12 protein-coding genes and 1 pseudogene are annotated in these 15,776 nt (G+C 73.0%); 4 read left to right on the plus strand and 9 right to left on the minus strand.

The genetic code is table 11. From position 1 onward, the window contains the following. The 5 genes and pseudogenes from DLJ58_RS29450 to DLJ58_RS29470 all read right to left on the minus strand — a co-directional run. A partial coding sequence (locus DLJ58_RS29450; protein WP_124861213.1) for an NACHT domain-containing protein occupies positions 1–1,960 on the minus strand: 1,960 nt, incomplete at its 3' end. A 68-nt stretch (positions 1,961–2,028) separates the two neighbouring features. Next, positions 2,029–2,601 (minus strand): hypothetical protein, encoded by a 573-nt coding sequence (locus tag DLJ58_RS29455; protein WP_124861215.1) that lies wholly within the window; start codon positions 2,599–2,601, stop codon positions 2,029–2,031. Positions 2,602–2,692: 91 nt separating this feature from the next. Next, positions 2,693–3,325 (minus strand): hypothetical protein, encoded by a 633-nt coding sequence (locus DLJ58_RS29460; RefSeq protein WP_124861217.1) that lies wholly within the window; start codon positions 3,323–3,325, stop codon positions 2,693–2,695. Positions 3,326–3,390: 65 nt separating this feature from the next. Beyond that, positions 3,391–5,016, minus strand: a complete 1,626-nt coding sequence (locus DLJ58_RS29465) for an ABC transporter permease (protein ID WP_124861219.1) — start codon at positions 5,014–5,016, stop codon at positions 3,391–3,393. Positions 5,017–5,120: 104 nt separating this feature from the next. After that, a pseudogene (locus tag DLJ58_RS29470) lies at positions 5,121–6,032 on the minus strand (ABC transporter ATP-binding protein); the annotation flags it as partial. A 108-nt stretch (positions 6,033–6,140) separates the two neighbouring features. On the opposite strand from DLJ58_RS29470, the gene DLJ58_RS29475 reads away from it, so the two are divergent. After that, on the plus strand, positions 6,141–7,046 hold the full coding sequence (locus DLJ58_RS29475) for a TetR family transcriptional regulator (protein ID WP_124861223.1): 906 nt from the start codon (positions 6,141–6,143) through the stop codon (positions 7,044–7,046). A 44-nt stretch (positions 7,047–7,090) separates the two neighbouring features. On the opposite strand, the gene DLJ58_RS29480 is transcribed toward DLJ58_RS29475, so the two are convergent. Then, a complete protein-coding gene (locus DLJ58_RS29480) occupies positions 7,091–8,869 on the minus strand; it encodes an ABC transporter ATP-binding protein (protein WP_208741408.1) in 1,779 nt (592 codons plus the stop codon). A gap of 97 nt (positions 8,870–8,966) precedes the next feature. Here DLJ58_RS29480 and DLJ58_RS29485 point away from each other — a divergent pair, with 97 nt between their 5' ends. Together DLJ58_RS29485 and DLJ58_RS29490 are read left to right on the plus strand one after the other, a co-directional pair. After that, on the plus strand, positions 8,967–9,398 hold the full coding sequence (locus DLJ58_RS29485) for a MarR family winged helix-turn-helix transcriptional regulator (protein WP_124861227.1): 432 nt from the start codon (positions 8,967–8,969) through the stop codon (positions 9,396–9,398). Between the two features lie 136 nt (positions 9,399–9,534). Continuing rightward, complete coding sequence (locus tag DLJ58_RS29490; RefSeq protein ID WP_124861229.1) at positions 9,535–11,319, plus strand: N-acetylglutaminylglutamine amidotransferase; 1,785 nt, start codon at positions 9,535–9,537, stop codon at positions 11,317–11,319. Positions 11,320–11,343: 24 nt separating this feature from the next. Here DLJ58_RS29490 and DLJ58_RS29495 read toward each other — a convergent pair whose 3' ends face one another. The 3 genes from DLJ58_RS29495 to DLJ58_RS29505 all read right to left on the minus strand — a co-directional run bounded on the left by DLJ58_RS29495 (position 11,344) and on the right by DLJ58_RS29505 (position 14,111). After that, positions 11,344–12,477: a carboxylate-amine ligase gene (locus tag DLJ58_RS29495; RefSeq protein ID WP_124861231.1), complete on the minus strand. Its 1,134-nt coding sequence runs from the start codon at positions 12,475–12,477 to the stop codon at positions 11,344–11,346. Positions 12,478–12,543: 66 nt separating this feature from the next. After that, positions 12,544–13,752 (minus strand): RNA polymerase sigma factor, encoded by a 1,209-nt coding sequence (locus DLJ58_RS29500; RefSeq protein WP_124861233.1) that lies wholly within the window; start codon positions 13,750–13,752, stop codon positions 12,544–12,546. 2 nt (positions 13,753–13,754) lie between these two features. Beyond that, entirely contained in the window at positions 13,755–14,111 is a 357-nt protein-coding gene (locus DLJ58_RS29505) for a YciI family protein (protein ID WP_124861235.1), read from the minus strand. 417 nt (positions 14,112–14,528) lie between these two features. On the opposite strand from DLJ58_RS29505, the gene DLJ58_RS29510 reads away from it, so the two are divergent. Then, on the plus strand, positions 14,529–15,776 hold a 1,248-nt coding region (locus tag DLJ58_RS29510), incomplete at its 3' end, for a flavin monoamine oxidase family protein (RefSeq protein ID WP_124861237.1).

Consider the following 15,776-nt stretch of genomic DNA (forward strand, 5'->3'; position numbering starts at 1 on the left):
AGCCCAGCCCGAGCCCCACCCCGGCCCAGACCAGCGCCGGCAGCGGCGGTACGGCGGACAGCACCCCGGTGAGACGCAGCGCCGCGATGGCGAGGAGCAGCCGGAGGACGCCGGTGGCGGCGCTGGCCAGCGCGGAGGCGACGCTGGCGGCGCGGTCGGCTTCCAGGGTCTCGACCACACTGGTCGCACCGAGTTCGGCGGCGGGCGCGGCGACGTCCACCCGCAGTCCGGCCAGGACCGCTTCGTACGCCCAACTCAGCAGACCGACCACGACGGCGGCCCGGGCCGAGTCGGGCCACGGTGGCAGCCCCGGCACGCGGTCCAGCAGCGCCACCAGTTGCGGAGTGGGCGCAAAGGCGGTGAGGAAGCTGAACGTGGACAGTGCCAGGAAAGCCCCGCCGAGCAGCGCGCCGGGCAGCCCGACGCGAAGTGCTCGGAGCCCGCCGACGAACGCCACCCGGCGGGGTCGTTCTCGACCGGCCCGACCCGAGCCGCGGATCAGCGCCACGACGGAGGCCAGCAGGAAGGCCGTGATCGCCAGGGCGTCCGTCTCGCGGACCAGCGCGTCGAGGAGATTCCGGGTCGGCGGGTGGGTCACCAGCTCCGCCGTCGCCGTGAGGGCGTCCGCGGAGAGGGTCAGCGTCAGCCACACCGCCACCGCGGTACGCGCACCGGCGACGAACGCCCAGAACGGGCCGGGCTGCGCGTTCGCCAACTGCCACCAGCGGAACTCCCGGACGTCGAGCGACTCCAGGTGCGCGGCGAGGAAGGCCAGGTAGCGGCGGGCGGTTTCGGGTTCCCAGCGCCGTAGCCCCTGGGAACCGCGGCGGGACCGCAGCGCGGCATCCACCGCCCTGGTCAGCAGATCGTCCTCTACGGAGCGTTGACCCCGCTCGCGAGCCAGGGGCACGAGGTCCCGGGGATCGGTGCCCGGCTGGTCGAAGGCGCTGCGGGCCATCGCCACCATCAGCGGGGTGGAGAGGGCGGCGGTCAGCTGCGGGGCGTCCCCGAGGGTGGTGGCGACGGAGGTCCAGTTGTCGACCTGATGCAGCGGGGCCGCGTCCACCAGGTAGTCGGCTACCTCGGCGGGCGACGGCGGTTCGAGCATGACCACAGCGGCGCCGCGCAGCTTCTCCCCCTGGGTCAGGTAGCGCTCGTAGACCGAGGTCCGGCAGGTGAGGACGAAACGCTGGGTCGGCAGTGCGTTGAGTTCGTCGAGGCAGGCGATCAGCCGGTCTTCGGGTACCTCGTCCAGTCCATCGAGGACGGGCACCAGCAGGTCGGTCTCGATGAGGTCGCGCAGCACGGCATCGCGGCGCGGGTGACCGGCCGCGAGCTGCGGGTAGCGCCGCCCGATCCGGTCGACCAGCCAGTCGTGAAAACCCTCCCGATCGGGATCCCAGGAGTCGGCGGGGACCAACGCCGGCACCGGTGTGTCCGGCTCGCGGTGCACGGGCAACTCCCGAGCCATCCGCAGCGCGAGGATCGACTTGCCGGAGCCGGCCGGTCCCAGCAACAGCAGCCGCCCGGAGGGTACGCTCCGGTAGCAACTCCACAGTGTCCCGTTGCCACCGGCGAGGTCCACCGGGAGGGCGGAGCTGGATCGGCCGATGGCCCGCCAGGAGGGGAGGAACCGGTCGGGAGCGGTGCGCCACCGCACCGGCAGCGGGTAAGGCTCGTCGACGGTACGCAACAGCGCCTCGTCGGTCGGGTCGCGTCGGATCAGCTCCACGAGTTCGTCGGCGGCGGCGCGCCGGTGGGCGGCTGCCTCGGCGAGACCCGTCGTACCGGTGTGAAAAAGCTGGTCCAGAAGGACGTAGACGGCGATGACCCCGGCGACGACGCCCCAGGTCCAGTTGACCTTCTCGAAGTCGTACCGAAGCCACACCCACGCCGTGCCGCCCGCCGCCAGCGCGGCCACGACGCTCAGCGATCCCCACTTCCACCCGCGACGCCGCACCGCACGATTGTGGTCGACCCACGCCAGCCAGGACACCCCGCCCGCATCGGGCCCGGACACCGCCGCACTCAGGTGGTGGGTACCTCCGGCGTCGCGGTGGACCGGTCGACAAACGCCTGCCGCAGCGTCGCGGACTGCTCCACCGACCCGCCGCGCACCCCGAGACTGCGCCGTGCCGCCCGGTAGTACCCGTCGCGGGCCTCGTCGACGCGGGTCAGCATGCCCGCCACGTCCGATGGCGGCTCGACGATTCCCCGGGCGAGCCGTTCGACCTGCCAGATCGCGTCCCGCCAGCTGGCGGCGGCGCCGACAGTCGGCTCGTCGCCGAGCAGCAGCAGGTTCTCCCAGACGATGGTGCGCCGAGCGTCCGCCTCAGCCAACCGGACCAGCCCTTCCTCGCGGTCGATGGGGTGGCTTCGCGATCCCGGCCGGTGGTCGGCCGTGAGTCGCAGCGCCACCGCGTAACTCTCCTTGAGGGCGTGCGCGTAGTCGACGTACGCGTCAAGCCGCCGCTCGTCCCAGCGGACGCTCTGGCTACGGCGCCATCGGGCGCGGTCGGCGAGCGAGGTGGCGAGGATCGTGCCCAGGGTGCCCACCAGGACGCCGAGGAGCGCCGGAAGCTGCGTCAGAAGGTCGCTCACGCGGTCGAGGCTGCCAGCCCCGGGCAACCCCGGCAAAGGTGGTCGGCACTGGTGCCTGAGCAGCAGGAGCGATCGGGCCGTCCCTACCGGGTCACCGCCAGAGCACGTACCCGAGCACCAACTCGCGCGGTGCCTCGACCGAAACGGTCTTCACCGTGATCGCGCCGGTGTGCCCTTCGTTCGTCCGCACGCACCACCACCTACCGAGTGAATCGGCATCGATGTCGAGGTCGCCGAGCCGGTTCGTGGTGAGAGCTTCGACGCAGGCCTCCTTGCGCGGGTCACTGCCGATCGTGCTGAAGTACGTACCCATGGGGGTGCCGTTCAGCCCGAATGTCCGCCCGCCGGGCATGACCATGAAGTCCTGCCCTGGCACACCAAAGCCGACGATGCCGCTCTCGAGGTCGGCGCTCGTGATGCTCGAAATCGTGAGCAGGCCCTGACCCGACGCTCCGTCCACGCTCGGCGCGACCGGCACCTTCCCGGTTGAGGTGCGGGAAGGCGAGCCGGCTGGTGGAGAGTCGGCACCTGCACCGGGGCCGGTTGCATCCTGCGACGGCGCCGCTGCTCCGGTGCCGCCGATGACACCGACGACGTGCAGCGCCCCGATGAGCGCCCCGATCGCCGTGATGACCGCTGCGAAACCGGTCAGCAGGCCCCCAATGCTGTTCCACCAGCTCGCCCGCTCGGACTCCGTCACGGGTCCACTGTAGGCATCGATCACCTCGGCCGAGACCCTGCGCGAGTGGTCCGGACCACTCGCGTAGGAGGCACGATCAGGGCGACACGTCAGGACGGGACGTCGCGGTGGCGGAAGGCGGCCACGCCGACGGCCAGCAGGGCCGCGGCCACCGCCGCCAGCACCAGCAGGGGAAGCGCCGCCGGGTCGACAGCGGGCACGGCCGGCACATGGGTGTACGGGGAGACGTTGAGGGCGGCCTGCGGCAACTCCAGTACCGCGCCGAGCTGCCCGAGGAGCAGGAAGACCAGCAGCGCCGTCCAGGACAGCACCACCGACCAGCGGGGCAGCAGCCCGAAGATCGCGGTCACCACCCCGGCGACCACGAGCAGGGCGGGCAGGCGCAGCAGCGCGGCACCGCCCAGCTCGACGGCCTGGCCGAGCGGGTCTCCGGTGACGATGCCGTAGCCGAGGCCGGTGGTCACGCCGGCGAGGAGCAGCAGGGCGACCGCGCCGAGTGTCGCGGCGAGTACCTGGGTGCCGAGCCAGCGGGTACGGCTGACCGCCGTGGCGAGGGCGGCCTCCAGCACCCCGTCGGCTTCGTCGACGCGTACGCGGAGCAGGGCCTGCACGACGTACGCGCCGATGGTCAGGGCGAAGAAGCCGAGCATCGCGGCCAGGTACGCGTTGATCAGGTCGGCTCCGCCGCCCATCGCGTTGATCGCTTCGGCGGCGGCCGGATTCGCGTCGATCATGTCGTTGAACTCGTCGCCGGCGATGCCCATGGAGAAGCCGAGTACGGCCAACCCGACCGCCCAGCCGAGCAGCGTGCCGCGCTGCATCCGCCAGGCCAACCCGGTGGGGCTGAGCAGCCGTGGCGCGCCGATGGCGGGGCCGCGTCGGGGGGCGATCAGCCCGGCGCCCTGGTCGCGTCGCTCGGCGAGGGCGTACGCCAGCGCCACTCCGGCGAGCAGCAGCGCGACAGGCAGGGCGAGCACCCACCAGCGTTCACCGTCGAAGGCTCGTACCTGGTTGCCCCAGCCGAGCGGGGAGATCCACGACGGCCAGGCGCTGCGCACCCGGGTGCCGTCGGCGCTCTGGTCGCCGAGGACGTCTCCGGCGGCGCGCAGCACGAAGGAGAGCCCGACGGTGGCGGCGGCGAGCGCGTTGGCGCCACGCGAGGTGACGGAGAGCTGGGCGGTGACCGCGGCGATCGCGGTGAAGGCGACACCGACGCCGCCGATCGCGGCCGCTGCCGCGACGGAGCCGGCGAGCGGCAGACCCGCGCCGACCAGCGCGACCGCGAGCAGCACGGCGGCCAGGGTGTTCGCCGCGACGATGACGAGCAGCGCGGCGGTGAGCGGCGCGTACCGTCCGACCACGTTGGCGCCGAGCAGTTCGGCCCGGCCGGTCTCCTCGTTCTGGCGGGTGTGCCGGGTCACCGCGAAGGTGCTCAGCAGCGCGACGATCAGGGCCAGCGTCACGTACGTCTCGGCGACGACCACCGCACCGAGGTCGGTGCCGTGGATGGGGCCGTTGAAGGCGCGGGCGACCAGACTGGACGCCGAGGTGGTGGCGTAGCCCAGCCGGGCCTCCTGGTCCGGGTAGATGCCGGCGACGCTGCCGGCGAGGGCGTAGCCGAGCAGGGGCGTGCCGAGGATCCAGATGGCGAGGCGGATCCTGTCGCGGCGCAGCACGAGCCGGGCCAGCCGCGTCGTGCCGGTGAGGGCGCTCACCGGGCACCGCCCTGCGGGGCGTCAACCTGTGCATCGGCGTCCGAGGAGCCGGCGGCGGGAGCACCCGATGCAGCAGTACCGCTGGGAGCACCCGATGCAGCAGCGGCGGTGGGAGCACCCGTGGCAGCGGCGGCGGGGTCGTCGCCGTAGTGGCGTAGGAAGAGCTGCTCCAGGGTGGGTGGTGTGCTGGTCAGCGCGCGGACGCCGAAGCGGATGAGCTGGCCGAGCAGTTCGTCGAGGTGGGCGGGCTCGACTTCCAGGTGGGTGCGGCCGTCGACCTCGTGCACGTCGTGCACGCCGGGCAGCGCGTCCAGGCCGGTGACCGGGCGGGCGGTCTCGACGGTCACCGCCGTACGGGTGAGGTGGCGCAGCTCGGTGAGGGTGCCGGATTCGACGGTACGGCCCTCGCGGATGATGCTGACCCGGTCGCAGAGCGCCTCGACCTCGGCGAGCACGTGGCTGGAGAGCAGCACTGTGGCACCGGCCTGCTTGACCCGCCGGACCTCGTCCTGGAACACCGCCTCCATGAGGGGGTCGAGGCCGGAGGTCGGCTCGTCGAGCACGTACAGCTCCACCGGGGAGGAGAAGGCGGCGACGATGGCGACCTTCTGCCGGTTGCCCTTGGAGTAGGTGCGGCAACGGCGGGTCGGGTCCAGGTCGAAGCGGTGCAGCAGCTCGTCGCGGCGACGCCGGTCGAGGCCGCCGCGCAGTTGACCGAGCAGGTCGATGGCTTCCCCGCCGGTCAGGTTGGGCCAGAGACTGACGTCGCCCGGCACGTACGCCAGCCGGCGGTGCAGGCGGACCGCGTCGCGCCACGGGTCGGCGCCGAGCACCTGGGCGTCGCCGGAGTCGCGGCGGAGCAGCCCGAGCAGGATCCGGATGGTGGTGGACTTTCCGGAACCGTTGGGCCCGAGGAAGCCGTGCACCTCCCCCTGCTCGACGTGCAGGTCCAACCCGTCGAGTGCCCGGATGGCACCGAACGTCTTGACCAGGTTGCCGATCGAGATGACGGGCATGGCCCCTCCTGCCGTTGGCTACGTCGACCGTCACCACTCTACTGACCAACGGTCAGTAGAATCAACGGTGATCGTGCCCACCGGTCAGGGCGTCGCTAGGCTGGCCCCATGACCGCCGATCCCGCGGACGACACCCGCACCCGGATCCTGCGCGCCGCGCTCGACCTGTTCGCCGAACACGGCTACCAGCGCACCTCGCTGCGCCAGATCGGCGAGCGGCTGCGGCTCACCAAGACCGCGATCCTGTACCACTTCCCGGCCAAGGAGAACCTGCTCGCCGCCCTGGTCGAGCCCCTGGTGGCCGACCTGGAGGCGCTGCTCGACTCGGCCCGGGGTCAGCCCACCGAGCTGGCCCGGTGGACGGTGCTGGAGGGCTGGGTGGACATCATGCTCGCCCACCGCCGGCCGCTCGGCATGCTCTTCCACGACATCGCGCTGATCGGTCGGGGCGACACCTACCACCGCCTGATGGAGGTCGCGATGCGGGCCAACGACCTCATCGCCGGGCCGGACGCCGGGCGTCTGGAGCGCGTCCGGGCGGTGCAGGCGGTCGCGGCGTGCAGCGATCCGATCGTCTTCTTCACCGACGTGTCCGACGAGGTGCTGCGCGCCGACATGCTCGACGGCGTACGCCGACTGCTGGCCCCGCTGCCCGCGGACCCCGCGGCGGCGCCGCACCTGGACCCTGCGACCGGGGCGCGAACGGACGCCGCAGTCGGGGCGCGCACGACCGCGACGGTCCCGCCGCCGACGCGGGAGACCCCGACGCACGTGAGCGCGCGGCACGCGGCCTCAGGGAGCGCGACCCCGACGCTGCCAGCGGGGGCGGCCAGCGGGCCGGCGAGCGGCGCGGGGAGCCGCCGTCGGCGGCCGGGACGGCCGCCCGCGCTGGGCCGGGAGCAGGTCGAGGCGGCCCGGCGGATGCACGCGGCGGGCACCCACTCGGTGGACGCCATCGCCGCCGCGCTGGGGGTCTCGCGTGCCACCGTCTACCGCCACCTGACCGCACCATAACGAGACAGTTCCAAGACTATTTCGAGACGGTTTTGAGCCGACGTTCAGGCCGCCAGTGTGGCGTAGCGGCCGTTGTGGTCCAGCAGGCTGGCGTGGGTGCCGGCCTCGACGATCCGACCGTGGTCGAGCACCGCGATCTGGTCGGCGTCGCGGACCGTGGAGAGCCGGTGCGCGATGGTGATCGTGGTGCGCCCCTGGGCGAGCACGTCGAAGGCCCGCTGCACGGCGCGTTCGGTCTCGGTGTCCAGCGCGCTGGTGGCCTCGTCGAGAACGAGGATGCGCGGGTCGCGCAGCAGCGTCCGGGCGATGGCGAGGCGCTGCTTCTCACCGCCGGAGAACCGGTGCCCGCGTGAGCCGACCACGGTGTCGTACCCGTCGGGCAGCCCGGCGATCAGGTCGTGGATCTGGGCGGCGCGGGCGGCGTCCTCGATCTCGTTGTCGGTGGCCTCCGGGCGGGCGTAGCGCAGGTTCTCCCGGACTGTGGTGTGCAGCAGGTACGTCTCCTGGCTGACCACGCCGACGATCGCGGCCAGGTCGGCCAGGCGCAGGTCGCGCAGCTCGACGCCGTCGACGGTGATCCGCCCGGCGGTCGGGTCGTGCAGTCGGCTGATCAGCCCGGCGAGGGTGCTCTTGCCGGAGCCGGTCTCGCCGACCAGGGCGAGGCTGGTGCCGGCGGGCACGTCGAGGGTGATCCCGGCGAGGGCGGCGGTGTCGCTGCCCGGGTAGCCGAAGGTGACGTCCTCCAGGCGCAGGTGGCCGCGTACCCGGGTGGGGTCGAGGCGGACCGGCTCGGTGGGGTCGGCCACGTCGACCGGGAGGTCCAGGTATTCGAAGATCCGGGCGAAGAGCGCCAGCGACGCGGTGAGCGAGACGCCCACGTTGAGCAGGCCCATCAGCGGTCGGAACAGGCCGCCCTGCAGGGCCGTGAAGGCGACCAGGGTGCCGATGCTCAGCGTGCCGGCGGTGCCGGGCAGCCCGGCGGCGAGGTAGATGACCGCCGGTACGGCGGCGAAGATGATGCTCATCGAGGCCATCCGCCAGCGGCCGGCCAGCTCACTACGCAGCTCCAGGTCGACCAGGCGGGCCGAGGAGGCGGTGAAGCGGTCGATCAGCGCGGGGCCGGTGCCGAGGGTCTTCGCCAGCTGTACGCCACTGATCGAGAGCCCTTCCTCGACGGTGACGTTGAGGTCGGCGAGTTCGCGTTGCCGTTGGGCGGTGATCTCGCGGCGCATCCGGGCGACCCGACGGGTCAGCCAGATGGCCGGCGGCAGCACCACGAGCGAGACCAGGGAGAGCTGCCAGGAGAGCGCGACCATGGCGACCGTGGTGGCGACCACTGTGGTGAGGTTGGCGGCGACGGCGGTGGCGGTGGAGGTGACCACCGACTGCATCCCGCCGATGTCGTTGGTGATCCGGGACTGCACCTCACCGGTGCGGGTGCGGGTGAAGAAGCCGAGCGACTGGCGCTGGAGGTGGCTGAAGACGTCGGTGCGCAGCCGGTGCATGACCCGCTGGCCGACCTGGGTGGAGATCCAGGTCTGCACGACGCCGAGGGCGGAGGTCACCGCCGCGACGGCGACCATGCCGACGACCAGCCAGACCAGCAGCGTCACGTCACCCTGCGGCAGGGCCCGGTCGATCACGGCACGCAGCAGGAACGGGGTGGCCATCGCGATGATCGAGGAGATCACGATGATCGCGGTGACGCCGGCCAGCGCTGGCCGGTGTGGGGTGAACAGGCGGCCGATGCGTCGCAGGGACACCTGACGGGCCTGCGTCTTCTCTTCGGCGGTGAGGGTGCGGTGGCCGCGGTCGCGGCCCATCGGGGTGGGTTCCAAGGGGGTGCTACCTCTCGTCGACAACATTGCTGAGGTTACCTCATCATGAGGGAGCAACCACATATCCTGCTACCGTATTCCGGTGACCGAGCACACCGTCGACAGCGCCGACGACGAGAGCCTGGCGGAGACGTTCTGGGCGGTGGCGTCCCGTCTGCGCCGGCAGACCCGCGACTCACTGGCGCCCTGGGACGTCACCCCCAGCCAGTCCCGGGCCCTCGGCGTGCTGGCCCGGCACGGCGAGGTACGCCCCGGCACCCTCGCCGAGCACCTGCGCATCGCGCCCCGCTCGGCGACCGAGGTCGTCGACGACCTCCAGACCCGAGGGCTGGTCGAACGCCGACCGGACCCGGCGGACCGTCGGGCGACCCTGGTCGCGCTCACCGAGGAGGGCGACCGCGTCAGCACCGCCATCCGGGCCGCACGCCGGGCCGAAGCCGACCGCTTCTTCGGCCACCTCAACGACACCGACCGTGCCGAACTGGCCCGCATCCTGCGCACCCTGCGTACCTGAGACCTGCGGGTTTGTCCAAGCCGCGCCCGGGTAGCCAGCGGCCCCGTTCGCACGGCGGGGCCCCCGCCACCACCAAGTCGGGGAGACGCGACAGGAGGACGCTCATGTCTGCCCTGAACCCTCACCGTCCCGGCTGATGTGCGGGATCAGCGGGGAGGCACGATTCGACGGCCGCTCGCCCGACGCGTCGGCGGTCACCCGGATGACCGAGGCCATGCGCTCACGCGGCCCGGACGACGAGGGCCTGTCCGCCGACGGCTGGGTGACCCTCGGGCACCGCCGGCTGACCATCATCGACCTGTCCGACGCGGGCGGACAGCCGATGATCCGCGACGACCTGGGCCTGGCGCTGGTCTTCAACGGCTGCATCTACAACTACCCGGAGCTGCGCGAGGAGTTGCGCCGCGCCGGGTACGCCTTCCACTCCACCAGCGACACCGAGGTGATCCTGGTGGCGTACGCCCACTGGGGTGAACGTTTCGTCGACCACCTGGTCGGCATGTTCGCGATCGGGCTGGTCGACCGGGTCCGGCGGCGGCTGATCCTGGCCCGCGACCGGCTCGGCATCAAACCGCTCTACCTCGCCGAGACACCGGGGCGGCTCCGGTTCGCCTCCACCCTGCCCGCGCTGCTGGCCGCCGGCGACGTCGACACCGGCATCGACCCGGTGGCGCTGCACCACTACCTGTCCTGGCACTCCATCGTGCCCGCGCCGCGCACCGTGCTGCGCGGCGTGCGCAAGTTGCCGCCGGCCACCCTGCGGGTGATCGAGGCGGACGGGCGCAGCCGAGAGGAGGTCTACTGGCGACCCGACTACGTGCGGGAGCCCGCCGACGCGGGGATGGACGCCGCCGACTGGCGGGCCGCGATCGGCGACGCGCTGCGCGCGGCGGTACGCAGACGGCTGGTCGCCGACGTGCCGGTGGGGGTGCTCCTCTCCGGCGGACTGGACTCCAGCCTGATCGTGGCGCTGCTCGCCGAGGCCGGCCAGCAACACCTGCGCACGTTCAGCATCGGCTTCGACAGCCGCGACGGCGAGTCCGGCGACGAGTTCCACTACTCGGACCTGGTGGCCCGCGCGTACGACACCGACCACCATCGGATCCGACTGGCCGACGACGACCTGGTGCCCGCCGTCCGACGGGCCGTGCTGGCGATGACCGAGCCGATGGGCAGCCACGACGTGGTCGCCTTCCACCTGCTCTCCGAGCAGGTGGCGCAGCACGTGAAGGTGGCCCAGTCGGGTCAGGGCGCCGACGAGGTGTTCGCCGGCTACGGCTACCACCAGCCACTGGTCGAGGCGCCCCGGCACGGCGCCGCCGAGACGTTCGCCGCCGCGTTCTTCGACCGCGACCACGACGAGCTGCGCCGCATCGTCGGCCCGTCGTACGCGCTGGAGCACGACGCCAGCCGGGATCTGCTCACCGGGCACCTCGCCGCGCCCGGGGCGCAGACCGCGCTGGACGCCGTGCTGCGCCTGGACACCCACCTGATGCTTCCCGACGACCCGGTCAAGCGGGTGGACAGCATGAGCATGGCGTGGGGTCTGGAGGTGCGGACGCCCTTCCTCGACCAGGACCTGGTCACCCTGGCCGCGCACTGCCCGCCGGAGCACAAGGTCGCCCAGGGCGGCAAGGGCGTGCTCAAGGAGGTCGCCCGGGAGGTGCTGCCCGCCGAGGTGATCGACCGGCCCAAGGGCTACTTCCCGGTGCCGGCGCTGCGCAACGTGGACGGCCCGGTGCGCGAGCTGGTGGCCGAGGCGTTGCAGGCGCCGGCCGCGCGCGAGCGGGGGCTGTTCCGCCCGGAGTACGTGGCCCATCTGCTCGCCGAGCCGGACCGGGCGGAGGCCGCGGCCGGCAGCAACAAACTGTGGCAGCTCGGCCTGCTGGAGCTGTGGCTACAGACCCACGACATCCGTTGAGCCCCGGTGGGCTGTGCCGGGCAGTCAGCCGGCGGCGGTGCGGGCGACCAGGTCGTCGAGGACCGCGTGCAGTTCCCCGGCGCGTTCCAGCACCTGCCGTTGCCGGGTGGCACCGGTGCCGTCGCGGCGCAGCCGGGCCAGCTGCGCCAACACGTACCCGAGGTCGCCGTGGCGCAGCAGGGCCGGGGCGATCACCGCCATCAGCTCGTCGACGAGCGCCCAGGCCGGCCGGGTGCCACCGGCACGCAGGTCGATCAGCTCGCCGTCGAGACCGTCGTGGGCGGCCCGCCAGTGCGCCGCGGCGACCAGGCAGTCCCGGACGTTCGGGGCGCTCACCCCGGCGCGTACGTCGTCGGCGACGGTGGCCACGAGGGACCGGACCAGCGCCGCGACCAGCACCGCGTCGTCCACCTCGGTGCAGACGTCACCGACCCGCACCTCCACCGTCGGGTACGTCGACGACGGCCGGGCGTACCAGTAGACCATCGCCGCGTCGAGCATGACGCCGGCGGCGATCAGCTCGTCGACCGTGCGGTCGTAGTCGGCGACGGAGTCGAAGTACGGCGTCGGACCGATACTGGGCCAGCGTTCCAACTGCATCGAGCGCCAACTGGCGTGCCCCGTGTCGTACCCGTCGTGCAGCGGCGAGTTGGTGGTGATCGCCTGCACCACCGGCAGCCACACCCGCAGGTGGTTGCAGACCTGCACGGCCAGTTCCCGGTCGGGCAGCCCGACGTGCACGTGGCAGCCACACACCGCCGGATCGTGCGCCACCGGCCCGTACCGGCGCGACATCGCGTGGTAGCGCGGTTCGTCGGGGACCGTCCGGTGCGGTTCGGCCACCGGGGTGGCGCCGACCGCCACCAGTCGGGCCCCGGCCGCCGTGGCGGCCTCCGCGGCGGAGCAGCGCAGCGCCACCAGGTGCGCGCGCAGTTCGGTGAGGTCGGCGCAGACCGGGGTGACCATCTCCACCATGCTGTGCCGGAACTCCTGGCGGCTCTGGTCCCGGGCGGAGCCGCGCAGCGCGGCGAGCACCTGGTCGGCGACCGGCAGGTTCCGGCCGCTGTCCGGGTCGAGCAGCAGGTACTCCTCCTCTACGCCGAGCGTGAGGGTGGACAGGTCGGGCACGGTGTCGACGACGGTCCGGCGGTACGCCATGGCCCCTCCCATCCCCTGCTGCGGCGGTGCCTCGGGTTCCCGGCCGCCCCTGCGGCAAACGCGCCCTCAGGGCGTCGCCAGGGCCGTCGCGCGTGCGGTGAGAAAGGCCCGTTCGGCCGCGTTGTCCGTCAGGGCGACAGCCATCCGGTACGCCTCGACGGCCTCCCCGCCCCGGCCGAGCCGAGCCAGCAGGTCGGCGCGGACCACGTGGTAGACGTGGTAGCCGACCAGGTCGAGGCGGTCCACCTCGGTCAGCGCGACCGCCGGTCCGGACAGCTCGGCGAGCGCGACGGCCCGGTTCAGCGTCACCACCGGGCTGGGGGCGACGACCGTCAGCTGGTCGTACAGCGCAAGGATCTGCGCCCAGTCCGTGTCGGCGGCGCGCCGCGCGGCGCTGTGCACGGCGGCGATCGCGGCCTGGATCTGGTACGGGCCCGGCCGGTCGCGGCGCAGGCAGCGGCGCACCAGCGCCTGCCCCTCGGTGATCAGCTCGGCGTCCCACCGGGCCCGGTCCTGGCTCGGCAGCGCCACCAGCTGACCCTCGGCGTTGGTCCGTGCGTCGCGGCGGGACTCGGTGAGCAGCATCAACGCGAGCAGACCGAGCGCCTCCGGCTCGTCCGGCATCAGCTCGACCAGCAGCCGGGTCAACCGGATCGCCTCGGCGCACAGCTCGGTCCGGACCAGGTGCGGGCCAGCGCTGGCCGTGTACCCCTCGTTGAAGATCAGGTAGAGCACCGCGAGAACCGCGTGCAGCCGGTCGGGCAGGTCGGCGTCGCGGGGCACGCGGTACGGGATCCCGGCGTTCCGGATCTTCGACTTGGCGCGGACCAGCCGCTGCGCCATGGTCGGCTCCGGCACCAGGAAGGCTCGGGCGATCTCGGCGGTGCTCAGGCCGCCGAGCAGCCGCAGGGTGAGGGCGACCCGGGTGCTCGGGGCGAGCGCCGGATGGCAGCAGGTGAAGATCAGCCGTAGCCGGTCGTCGTGCACCGGTCCCTCCTCGACGGGACTGTCGGCGGCGAACAACAGAGCCGCCTGGGCGTGCCGGTCGACCCGGGACGCGTCGCGGCGCAGCCGGTCGATCGCCCGGTTCCGGGCCGTGGTGATGATCCAGCCGGCCGGACTGGGCGGCAGGCCGGTCGTCGGCCAGCGCGCCACCGCGACCACGAAAGCCTCCTGGACGGCCTCCTCGGCGAGGTCGATGTCGCCGAGGAGGCGGACCAGGACGGCCACCGCGCGGCCGTACTCCGCGCGGAACACCGCCTCCACGTCGGGCACTGTCAGTCGCCGGCCCCGCCCTGGAAGGGGCGCACCTCGATCGGCAGGGTGGTGGCCAACGCGTAACGGCGACCCCAGTGCAGGGCGGCGTCCAGGTCCGGCACGTCGATGATGGTGATGCCGCCCAGGAACTCCTTGCCCTCCACGAACGGGCCGTCGGTGACCAGGACGTCGCCGTCGCGGGCGCGCAGCACGGTGGCGGTCTCCGGGCCGTGCAGTCCCTGGCCGAAGACCCACGAGCCGGTGGAGGCCAACTCGGCGCGCAGCTCACCGAGCTGACGCATCACCCCGGCCAGAAACTCCGGGTCCGGGGGCAGCTCACCCTGCGGCTGATGAAGGCTGAGCAGGTACAGCGTCATCGTTCCTCCTCGCGGGGGGCCGGCCCGTCGCCGACCTCTCATCCTCCACACGATCGGCCGCCGCCCGAATCGACAGGCCGGCAGAAAGTTCTCGCGGCCGACCCGGCCCCGGTATTGGCGTGCCCTTTGCTCTGCACCCGCGGAGGCGACAGTGACTCGGCGACCGGCCCAGCCCCGTGGTCGGGTCGGCGTGCCCTTTGCTCTGCACCCGCGGAGGCGACAGTGACTCGGCGACCGGCCCAGCCCCGTGGTCGGGTCGGCGTGCCCTTTGCTCTGCACCCGCGGAGGCGACGGTGCCCAGGCCCGGGTGGTGCGTCGGCGGGTGCAGAGCAAAGGACGAAGGACGGGGGTACGGTCCGTCAGTGCCGCGACCGGAGCCGGTAGCCATGCCTGCGACGGTTGTGGGTAGACCCCGGTGTGGTCGACGGCTTGCGGGTGGTCGTGGTCGGCGCCGGCTTCTCCGGGCTCGCCGCCGCGCTGGCGCTCACCCGTGCCGGCGCCCAGGTGCGATTGTTGGAGGCCCGCGACCGGGTGGGCGGGCGAGTGTTGACCCGCTGGCTGCCCGAGCTCACGCAGCTCGACCTGGGGGCGCAGTGGATCGGGCCGACCCAGGACCGGATGTACGCGCTGGTCGCCGAGCACGGGCTGGCCACCTTCCCCTCGGCATCTGTCGGCGCGCCCACCCTCCTCTGGGCCGGTGCGCGTCGGGCCGAGCCGCCGGTGCAGGTGGGCCGGGTGCTCGGCCTGCTCGACGAGTACGCCGCACGACTGGACCCGGCCGCACCCTGGGCGACGCCGGAGGCCGCACGATGGGACCGGACGACCCTCGGCGGGTGGCTCGCCGCCACGGCCGGGGACGACGACACCGCCGACTACCTGGGGCGGGTGCTCGCCGGCGGGCTGCTGGCCACCGGCGCGGACGAGCTGTCCCTGTTGCACCTGCTGTTCTACCTGCGCAGCGCCGGCGGGACCGGGCCGTTGCTGGGGATGGCCGGCGGCGCGCAGCAGGACCGGATCGTGGGCGGGCCGGCTGCGCTGGCGGAACGGATGGCCACCGCTCTGCCGCCGGGCGCCCTGACCCTGGCCGCGCCGGTGCGAGCCATCGAACAGACCGTCGACGGGGCGACGGCGTGGACCGACACCGGGCGCGTCGACGGCGACGCCGTGGTGGTCGCGCTGGCCCCGGCACTGGCCGGCCGGATCCGGTACGACCCGCCGCTGCCCCCGCTGCGTGACGGGCTCACCCAGCGCATGCCGATGGGTTCGGCGCTGAAGGTGCACGCCGTCTACCCGGAGCCGTTCTGGCGTGCCGACGGGCGCTCCGGGGTGACCACCAGCAGCACCGGTCCGCTCACCGAGACGGTCGACAACTCCACCCCCACCTCGCCGCTCGGGGTGCTGACCGGGTTCAGCTACTCCACCGACGCCGCCGCGCTTCGCGGAATGTCCCCCGCGCGACGTCGGCAGTGCCTGCTGGAAGCGTTCGCCAACGTGGTCGGGCCACGCGCCGAGGACCCGGTGGATCTCGTCGAGTACGACTGGTCGGCCGACGAGTGGACCCGGGGCTGCTTCTCCGGTGCGCTCACCCCCGGCACCTGGCGGACGTACGGTCCGCACCTGCGGACGCCGGTGGGGCGGGTGCACTGCTGTCCCTTATACACATCT

Source organism: Micromonospora arida (assembly GCF_003857035.1).
GTDB lineage: Bacteria > Actinomycetota > Actinomycetes > Mycobacteriales > Micromonosporaceae > Micromonospora > Micromonospora arida.